Below are 8,553 nucleotides of genomic sequence, written 5' to 3'. Positions count from 1 at the left end.
GTACCGTTGTTACCGGTCGTGTAGAGCGCGGTATCGTTAAAGTGGGTGAAGAAGTTGAAATCGTTGGTATCAAAGAAACCGCGAAAACCACCTGTACTGGCGTTGAAATGTTCCGCAAACTGCTGGACGAAGGCCGTGCTGGTGAGAACGTAGGTGTTCTGCTGCGTGGTATCAAACGTGAAGAAATCGAACGTGGTCAGGTACTGGCTAAGCCAGGCTCAATCAAGCCACACACCAAGTTCGAATCTGAAGTGTACATTCTGTCCAAAGACGAAGGCGGCCGTCATACTCCGTTCTTCAAAGGCTACCGTCCACAGTTCTACTTCCGTACAACTGACGTGACCGGTACCATCGAACTGCCAGAAGGCGTAGAGATGGTAATGCCAGGCGACAACATCAAGATGGTTGTGACTCTGATCCACCCAATCGCGATGGACGACGGTCTGCGTTTCGCAATCCGTGAAGGCGGCCGTACCGTAGGCGCGGGCGTTGTTGCTAAAGTTCTCAGCTAATCGCTGATAACATTTGACGCAATGCGCAATAAAAGGGCATCATTTGATGCCCTTTTTGCACGCTTTCGAACCAGAACCTGGCTCATCAGTGATTTTTTTTGTCATAATCATTGCTGAGACAGGCTCTGAAGAGGGCGTTTAGTCCGAAACGCAACAGAGCATTTCGGTTTTGGTTGCCTCGCACTCACGCGGGGCAAAGATGTTTGTCGAATTCTTGTGACAGGTTGGTTTATGAGTGCGAATACCGAAGCTCAAGGGAGCGGGCGCGGCCTGGAAGCGATGAAGTGGGTGATCGTTGCAGTACTGCTGATCGTAGCCATTGTGGGCAACTACCTCTATCGCGACATGATGTTGCCGCTGCGTGCACTGGCCGTAGTGATTCTGATTGCTGCAGCGGGCGGTGTCGCGCTGTTGACGACAAAAGGCAAGGCGACCGTTGCGTTTGCCCGTGAAGCACGTACTGAAGTCCGTAAGGTCATTTGGCCGACGCGTCAGGAAACGCTGCACACCACGCTGATTGTGGCCGCAGTTACTGCTGTAATGTCACTGATCCTGTGGGGACTGGATGGTATTCTGGTTCGCCTGGTATCTTTTATCACTGGCCTGAGGTTCTGAGATGTCTGAAGCTCCTAAAAAGCGCTGGTACGTCGTTCAGGCGTTTTCCGGTTTTGAAGGCCGTGTAGCTACGTCGCTGCGCGAGCATATCAAATTACACAACATGGAAGAGTTGTTTGGTGAAGTCATGGTTCCGACCGAAGAAGTGGTCGAAATCCGTGGTGGCCAGCGTCGCAAAAGCGAGCGCAAATTCTTCCCGGGCTATGTTCTGGTTCAGATGGTAATGAATGACGCCAGCTGGCACTTAGTGCGTAGCGTACCGCGTGTAATGGGCTTCATCGGTGGTACCTCCGATCGTCCTGCACCTATCAGCGACAAAGAAGTTGATGCGATCATGAACCGCCTGCAGCAGGTGGGTGATAAGCCGCGTCCGAAAACGCTGTTCGAGCCAGGTGAAATGGTTCGCGTCAGCGACGGTCCATTCGCTGACTTCAACGGTGTGGTTGAAGAGGTGGACTACGAGAAGTCCCGCCTGAAAGTCTCTGTTTCTATCTTTGGCCGTGCAACGCCGGTAGAACTGGACTTTGCCCAGGTTGAAAAAGCTTAAATAAGCAGCGATAAAACGTTGCACCAGGCGCGAGATTGGAATACAATTTCGCGCCTTTTGTTTTTATGGGCAGCCGCCCGTAAAACGAATTTTATTCACGGGGAGCCTCACTGAGGCGTTATTACCCAATCAGAGGATTTTAGAATGGCTAAGAAAGTACAAGCCTACGTCAAGCTGCAGGTTGCAGCGGGTATGGCGAACCCAAGTCCACCAGTTGGTCCAGCTCTGGGTCAGCAGGGTGTTAACATCATGGAATTCTGTAAAGCGTTCAACGCCAAAACCGAATCCCTGGAAAAAGGTCTGCCAACCCCAGTCGTAATCACTGTTTACGCTGACCGTTCTTTCACTTTCGTTACCAAAACCCCTCCAGCAGCAGTTCTGCTGAAGAAAGCAGCGGGCATCAAGTCTGGTTCCGGTAAGCCGAACAAAGACAAAGTGGGTAAAATTTCCCGCGCTCAGCTGCAGGAAATCGCGCAGACCAAAGCTGCCGACATGACTGGTGCCGACATTGAAGCGATGACTCGCTCCATCGAAGGTACTGCACGTTCCATGGGCCTGGTAGTGGAGGACTAAGAAATGGCTAAACTGACCAAGCGCATGTCCGTAATCCGTGACAAAGTTGATGCGACCAAACAGTACGACATCAACGAAGCTATCGCCCTGCTGAAAGAGCTGGCAACTGCTAAGTTCGTTGAAAGCGTTGACGTTGCCGTTAACCTCGGTATCGACGCTCGTAAATCTGACCAGAACGTACGTGGTGCAACTGTACTGCCACACGGTACTGGCCGTTCCGTTCGCGTAGCCGTATTTGCTCAGGGCCCTAACGCTGAAGCTGCTAAAGCAGCTGGCGCAGAGCTGGTAGGTATGGAAGATCTGGCTGACCAGATCAAGAAAGGCGAAATGAACTTCGACGTTGTTATTGCTTCCCCGGATGCAATGCGCGTTGTTGGCCAGCTGGGCCAGGTTCTGGGTCCACGCGGCCTGATGCCTAACCCGAAAGTCGGTACCGTAACCCCTAACGTTGCTGAAGCGGTTAAGAACGCTAAAGCAGGTCAGGTTCGTTATCGTAACGACAAAAACGGCATCATCCACACCACCATCGGTAAAGTGGACTTCGACGCTGACAAACTGAAAGAAAACCTGGAATCTCTGCTGGTTGCGCTGAAAAAAGCAAAACCAACTCAGGCGAAAGGCGTGTACATCAAGAAAGTTAGCATCTCCACCACCATGGGTGCTGGTGTTTCCGTTGATCAGGCTGGCCTGTCTGCGGCGGCGAACTAAGATTCGCCTTTACGTGGGCGGTGATTTTGTCTACAATCTTACCCCCACGAATCTGTTAGCTTCGGCTGACAGATAACAGATTTGTTCGTTGGAGCCTGGCCTATTCCAGGCCTCCGTCGAAGACCGCAGGTGTTTCGTCAGAAACTTAATTCCCTGCGTAGACGGTGACAGAACGCTAAGATTATTTTTTATACTCTTCGGCTTGTTTCTGCTCACCGTATTTAAGACGCTCTTTTCATTGAGAAGAGTGAAGTGAGTTCCAGAGATAATCTCTGGCAAACATCCAGGAGCAAAGCTAATGGCTTTAAATCTTCAAGACAAACAAGCGATTGTTGCTGAAGTCAGCGAAGTAGCCAAAGGCGCGCTGTCTGCAGTAGTTGCGGATTCCCGTGGCGTAACTGTAGATAAAATGACCGAACTGCGTAAAGCAGGCCGTGAAGCTGGCGTATACATGCGTGTTGTTCGTAACACCCTGCTGCGCCGCGTCGTTGAAGGTACTCAGTTTGAGTGCCTGAAAGACACGTTTGTTGGTCCGACCCTGATTGCATACTCTATGGAACACCCGGGCGCAGCTGCTCGTCTGTTCAAAGAGTTCGCGAAAGCGAATGCAAAATTTGAGGTCAAAGCCGCAGCCTTTGAAGGTGAGTTGATCCCGGCATCGCAAATCGATCGCCTGGCTACACTGCCAACCTACGAAGAAGCAATTGCACGCCTGATGGCAACCATGAAAGAAGCTTCGGCTGGCAAACTGGTTCGCACTCTGGCTGCTGTACGCGATGCGAAAGAAGCTGCTTAATCGCAGTTATCTTTATAAAGCATTGGCTTACGTATAAACTTATTCTGATTTTCAGGAACAATTTAAATGTCTATCACTAAAGATCAAATCATTGAAGCAGTATCCGCTATGTCTGTAATGGACGTTGTTGAGCTGATCTCTGCAATGGAAGAAAAATTCGGTGTTTCTGCTGCTGCTGCTGTAGCTGTAGCTGCGGGCCCGGCTGAAGCTGCTGAAGAAAAAACTGAATTCGACGTAATTCTGAAAGCTGCTGGCGCTAACAAAGTTGCTGTAATCAAAGCAGTACGTGGCGCAACTGGCCTGGGTCTGAAAGAAGCTAAAGACCTGGTAGAATCTGCTCCAGCCGCTCTGAAAGAAGGCGTGAGCAAAGATGACGCAGAAGCACTGAAAAAATCTCTGGAAGAAGCTGGCGCTGAAGTTGAAGTTAAATAAGCCAACCTTTCCGGTTGCAGCTTGAGTAATCAGGCTGATGGCTGGTGACTTTTTAGTCACCAGCCTTTTTGCGCTGTAAGGCGCCAGTAGCGTTTCACACTGTTTGACTGCTGGCTGTCCTGACAATGCATGTTTCTATCGACGACTTAATATACTGCGACAGGGTGCTCGCTCTGTGTAAATCGCAACGAAATGGTTTAAGCGTGATAGCAACAGGTATTGCGGAATAGGTTCCCTTTTCCGGTCAACAAAATAGTGTTGCATAAACTGCCCCTCTAATGGGCAGAGTCGGTCGACTTGTCAGCGAGCTGAGGAACCCTATGGTTTACTCCTATACCGAGAAAAAACGTATTCGTAAGGATTTTGGTAAACGTCCACAAGTTCTGGACATACCTTATCTCCTTTCTATCCAGCTTGACTCGTTCCAGAAGTTCATCGAGCAAGATCCTGAAGGTCAGTACGGTCTGGAAGCGGCATTCCGCTCCGTGTTCCCTATTGCAAGCTACAGCGGTAACTCTGAGCTGCAATATGTGAGCTATCGTCTGGGCGAGCCAGTATTTGACGTGAAAGAGTGTCAGATTCGTGGCGTGACCTATTCCGCTCCCCTGCGCGTTAAACTGCGTCTGGTGATTTATGAGCGTGAAGCGCCGGAAGGCACCGTCAAAGACATCAAAGAACAAGAAGTGTACATGGGCGAAATTCCGCTCATGACCGATAACGGTACCTTTGTCATCAACGGTACTGAGCGTGTTATCGTTTCTCAGCTGCATCGTAGCCCGGGCGTCTTCTTCGACAGCGATAAGGGTAAAACCCACTCTTCGGGTAAAGTGCTGTATAACGCACGTATCATCCCTTACCGTGGTTCCTGGCTGGACTTCGAGTTCGATCCGAAAGACAACCTGTTTGTCCGTATCGACCGCCGTCGTAAGCTGCCTGCAACCATCATTCTGCGTGCGCTGCAATACACCACAGAGCAGATCCTCGATCTGTTCTTCGACAAAGTTGTCTTCGAAATTCGTGACAACAAGCTGCAGATGGAACTGATTCCAGAGCGTCTGCGTGGTGACACTGCCTCCTTCGACATCGAAGCAGACGGTAAGGTATACGTCGAGAAAGGTCGTCGTATCACTGCGCGCCACATTCGCCAGCTGGAAAAAGATGACATCAAGCACATCGAAGTCCCGGTTGAATACATCGCAGGCAAAGTTTCTGCGAAGGACTACGTTGATACGTCCACCGGCGAACTGATCTGCCCGGCCAACATGGAGTTGAGCCTGGATCTGCTGGCGAAGCTGAGCCAGTCTGGCCACAAGCGTATCGAAACGCTGTTCACCAACGATCTGGACCACGGTGCCTACATCTCTGAGACTGTACGCGTCGACCCAACCAACGATCGTCTGAGCGCGCTGGTAGAAATCTACCGCATGATGCGCCCGGGTGAGCCACCGACTCGCGAAGCGGCTGAAAGCCTGTTCGAGAACCTGTTCTTCTCCGAAGACCGCTACGATCTGTCCGCGGTTGGTCGTATGAAGTTCAACCGTTCTCTGCTGCGTGATGAAATCGAAGGCTCCGGTATCCTGAGCAAAGACGACATCATCGAAGTGATGAAGAAGCTCATCGGTATCCGTAACGGCATCGGTGAAGTGGATGATATCGACCACCTCGGCAACCGTCGTATCCGTTCCGTAGGCGAAATGGCGGAAAACCAGTTCCGCGTTGGCCTGGTACGTGTTGAGCGTGCGGTGAAAGAGCGTCTGTCTCTGGGCGATCTCGATACCCTGATGCCTCAGGATATGATCAACGCCAAGCCGATTTCTGCGGCGGTGAAAGAGTTCTTTGGTTCCAGCCAGCTGTCTCAGTTCATGGACCAGAACAACCCGCTGTCTGAAATCACGCACAAGCGTCGTATTTCTGCCCTCGGCCCAGGCGGTCTGACCCGTGAACGTGCGGGCTTCGAAGTGCGAGACGTACACCCGACTCACTACGGTCGCGTATGTCCAATCGAAACCCCTGAAGGTCCGAACATCGGTCTGATCAACTCCCTGTCCGTGTACGCACAGACGAACGAATACGGCTTCCTCGAGACTCCGTATCGTAAAGTGACAGACGGTGTGGTAACCGACGAAATTCATTACCTGTCTGCTATTGAAGAAGGCAACTACGTTATTGCTCAGGCGAACTCCAACCTGGATGATGACGGCCACTTCGTAGAAGACCTCGTTACCTGTCGTAGCAAAGGCGAATCGAGCCTCTTCAGCCGTGACCAGGTTGACTACATGGACGTTTCCACCCAGCAGGTGGTTTCCGTCGGTGCGTCCCTGATCCCGTTCCTGGAACACGATGACGCCAACCGTGCATTGATGGGTGCGAACATGCAACGTCAGGCCGTTCCAACTCTGCGTGCTGATAAGCCGCTGGTTGGTACCGGTATGGAACGTGCTGTAGCGGTTGACTCCGGCGTAACTGCCGTTGCCAAACGTGGCGGTACCGTTCAGTACGTGGATGCTTCCCGTATCGTTATCAAAGTTAACGACGACGAGATGTACCCGGGCGAAGCAGGTATCGACATCTATAACCTGACCAAATACACCCGTTCTAACCAGAACACCTGCATCAACCAGATGCCTTGTGTCTCTCTGGGTGAGCCGGTTGAGCGCGGCGACGTGCTGGCAGACGGTCCGTCCACCGACCTCGGTGAACTGGCACTCGGCCAGAACATGCGCGTAGCGTTCATGCCGTGGAACGGCTACAACTTCGAAGACTCCATCCTTGTCTCCGAGCGCGTGGTTCAGGAAGATCGTTTCACCACTATTCACATCCAGGAACTGGCGTGTGTGTCCCGTGACACCAAGCTGGGGCCGGAAGAGATCACCGCTGACATCCCGAACGTGGGTGAAGCTGCGCTCTCTAAACTTGATGAGTCCGGTATCGTTTACATCGGTGCAGAAGTGACCGGCGGTGACATTCTGGTTGGTAAGGTAACGCCGAAAGGTGAAACCCAGCTGACGCCAGAAGAAAAACTGCTGCGTGCGATCTTCGGTGAGAAAGCGTCTGACGTTAAAGACTCTTCTCTGCGCGTACCAAACGGTGTTTCCGGTACTGTTATCGACGTTCAGGTCTTCACCCGCGATGGCGTGGAAAAAGACAAACGTGCGCTGGAAATCGAAGAGATGCAGCTGAAGCAGGCGAAGAAAGACCTGTCTGAAGAACTGCAGATCCTCGAAGCTGGCCTGTTTAGCCGTATCTACGCTGTGCTGGTTGCCGGTGGTGTTGAAGCTGAGAAGCTCGACAAACTGCCACGCGATCGCTGGCTGGAGCTCGGTCTGACCGACGAAGCGAAACAAAATCAGCTGGAACAGCTGGCTGAGCAGTATGACGAACTGAAACACGAGTTCGAGAAAAAACTCGAAGCGAAACGCCGCAAAATCACTCAGGGCGACGATCTGGCACCGGGTGTGCTGAAGATTGTTAAGGTCTATCTGGCCGTTAAACGTCAGATCCAGCCTGGTGATAAAATGGCAGGTCGTCACGGTAACAAGGGTGTTATCTCTAAGATCAACCCGATCGAAGATATGCCGCACGATGCTAACGGTACACCGGTAGATATCGTACTGAACCCGCTGGGCGTACCGTCTCGTATGAACATTGGTCAGATCCTGGAAACTCACCTGGGTATGGCTGCGAAAGGCATCGGCGAGAAGATCAACGCCATGCTGAAACAGCAGCAGGAAGTCGCAAAACTGCGCGAATTCATCCAGCGTGCCTACGATCTGGGTACCGACGTTCGTCAGAAAGTCGACCTGAATACCTTCAGCGATGACGAAGTTCTGCGTCTGGCTGAGAACCTGCGTAAGGGTATGCCAATCGCAACGCCGGTCTTCGACGGTGCGAAAGAAGCTGAAATCAAAGAGCTGCTGCAACTCGGCGGTCTGCCATCTTCTGGTCAGATCACCCTGTTCGATGGTCGCACCGGTGAGCAGTTTGAGCGTCAGGTAACCGTCGGTTACATGTACATGCTGAAACTGAACCACCTGGTTGATGACAAGATGCACGCTCGTTCCACCGGTTCTTACAGCCTGGTTACTCAGCAGCCGCTGGGTGGTAAGGCGCAGTTCGGTGGTCAGCGCTTTGGTGAGATGGAAGTGTGGGCGCTTGAAGCATACGGCGCAGCATACACCCTGCAGGAAATGCTTACCGTTAAGTCTGATGACGTCAACGGTCGTACCAAGATGTATAAAAACATCGTGGACGGCAACCATCAGATGGAACCGGGCATGCCAGAATCCTTCAACGTACTGTTGAAAGAGATTCGTTCGCTGGGTATCAACATCGAACTGGAAGACGAGTAACACTCGCTCAAACAGGTCACT

Annotated in this window: 8 protein-coding genes; all 8 read left to right on the top strand. The window is 51.9% G+C overall.

Translation table 11 applies throughout. The features are described from left to right. On the top strand, window positions 1-512 hold a 512-nt coding region (locus tag CRO87_RS21625; protein ID WP_255252533.1), incomplete at its 5' end, for an EF-Tu/IF-2/RF-3 family GTPase. 231 nt (window positions 513-743) lie between these two features. Beyond that, complete coding sequence (secE, locus tag CRO87_RS21620; RefSeq protein WP_049842136.1) at window positions 744-1,127, top strand: preprotein translocase subunit SecE; 384 nt, start codon at window positions 744-746, stop codon at window positions 1,125-1,127. A gap of 1 nt (window position 1,128) precedes the next feature. Continuing rightward, entirely contained in the window at window positions 1,129-1,674 is a 546-nt protein-coding gene (gene nusG / locus CRO87_RS21615; RefSeq protein ID WP_002438628.1) for a transcription termination/antitermination protein NusG, read from the top strand. 144 nt (window positions 1,675-1,818) lie between these two features. After that, complete coding sequence (gene rplK, locus CRO87_RS21610; RefSeq protein ID WP_097164963.1) at window positions 1,819-2,247, top strand: 50S ribosomal protein L11; 429 nt, start codon at window positions 1,819-1,821, stop codon at window positions 2,245-2,247. Window positions 2,248-2,250: 3 nt separating this feature from the next. Continuing rightward, window positions 2,251-2,955: a 50S ribosomal protein L1 gene (gene rplA, locus CRO87_RS21605; RefSeq protein ID WP_097164962.1), complete on the top strand. Its 705-nt coding sequence runs from the start codon at window positions 2,251-2,253 to the stop codon at window positions 2,953-2,955. Between the two features lie 298 nt (window positions 2,956-3,253). Further along, window positions 3,254-3,751, top strand: a complete 498-nt coding sequence (gene rplJ / locus CRO87_RS21595; protein ID WP_001207203.1) for a 50S ribosomal protein L10 — start codon at window positions 3,254-3,256, stop codon at window positions 3,749-3,751. 66 nt (window positions 3,752-3,817) lie between these two features. Then, window positions 3,818-4,183: a 50S ribosomal protein L7/L12 gene (gene rplL, locus CRO87_RS21590; protein WP_000028882.1), complete on the top strand. Its 366-nt coding sequence runs from the start codon at window positions 3,818-3,820 to the stop codon at window positions 4,181-4,183. A 320-nt stretch (window positions 4,184-4,503) separates the two neighbouring features. After that, window positions 4,504-8,532 carry a DNA-directed RNA polymerase subunit beta gene (gene rpoB / locus CRO87_RS21585; RefSeq protein ID WP_097164961.1) on the top strand — a complete coding sequence of 1,343 codons (4,029 nt, stop codon included), beginning with the start codon at window positions 4,504-4,506 and terminating at the stop codon, window positions 8,530-8,532. Window positions 8,533-8,553: the final 21 nt, after the last annotated feature.

The sequence above is a fragment of the Enterobacter sp. CC120223-11 genome, from assembly GCF_900215375.1.
In the GTDB taxonomy this organism is placed as follows: Bacteria; Pseudomonadota; Gammaproteobacteria; order Enterobacterales; family Enterobacteriaceae; genus Scandinavium.
The sequence above is the reverse complement of the archived record's forward strand: the minus strand, read 5'-3'. Positions and strand labels throughout refer to the sequence as shown.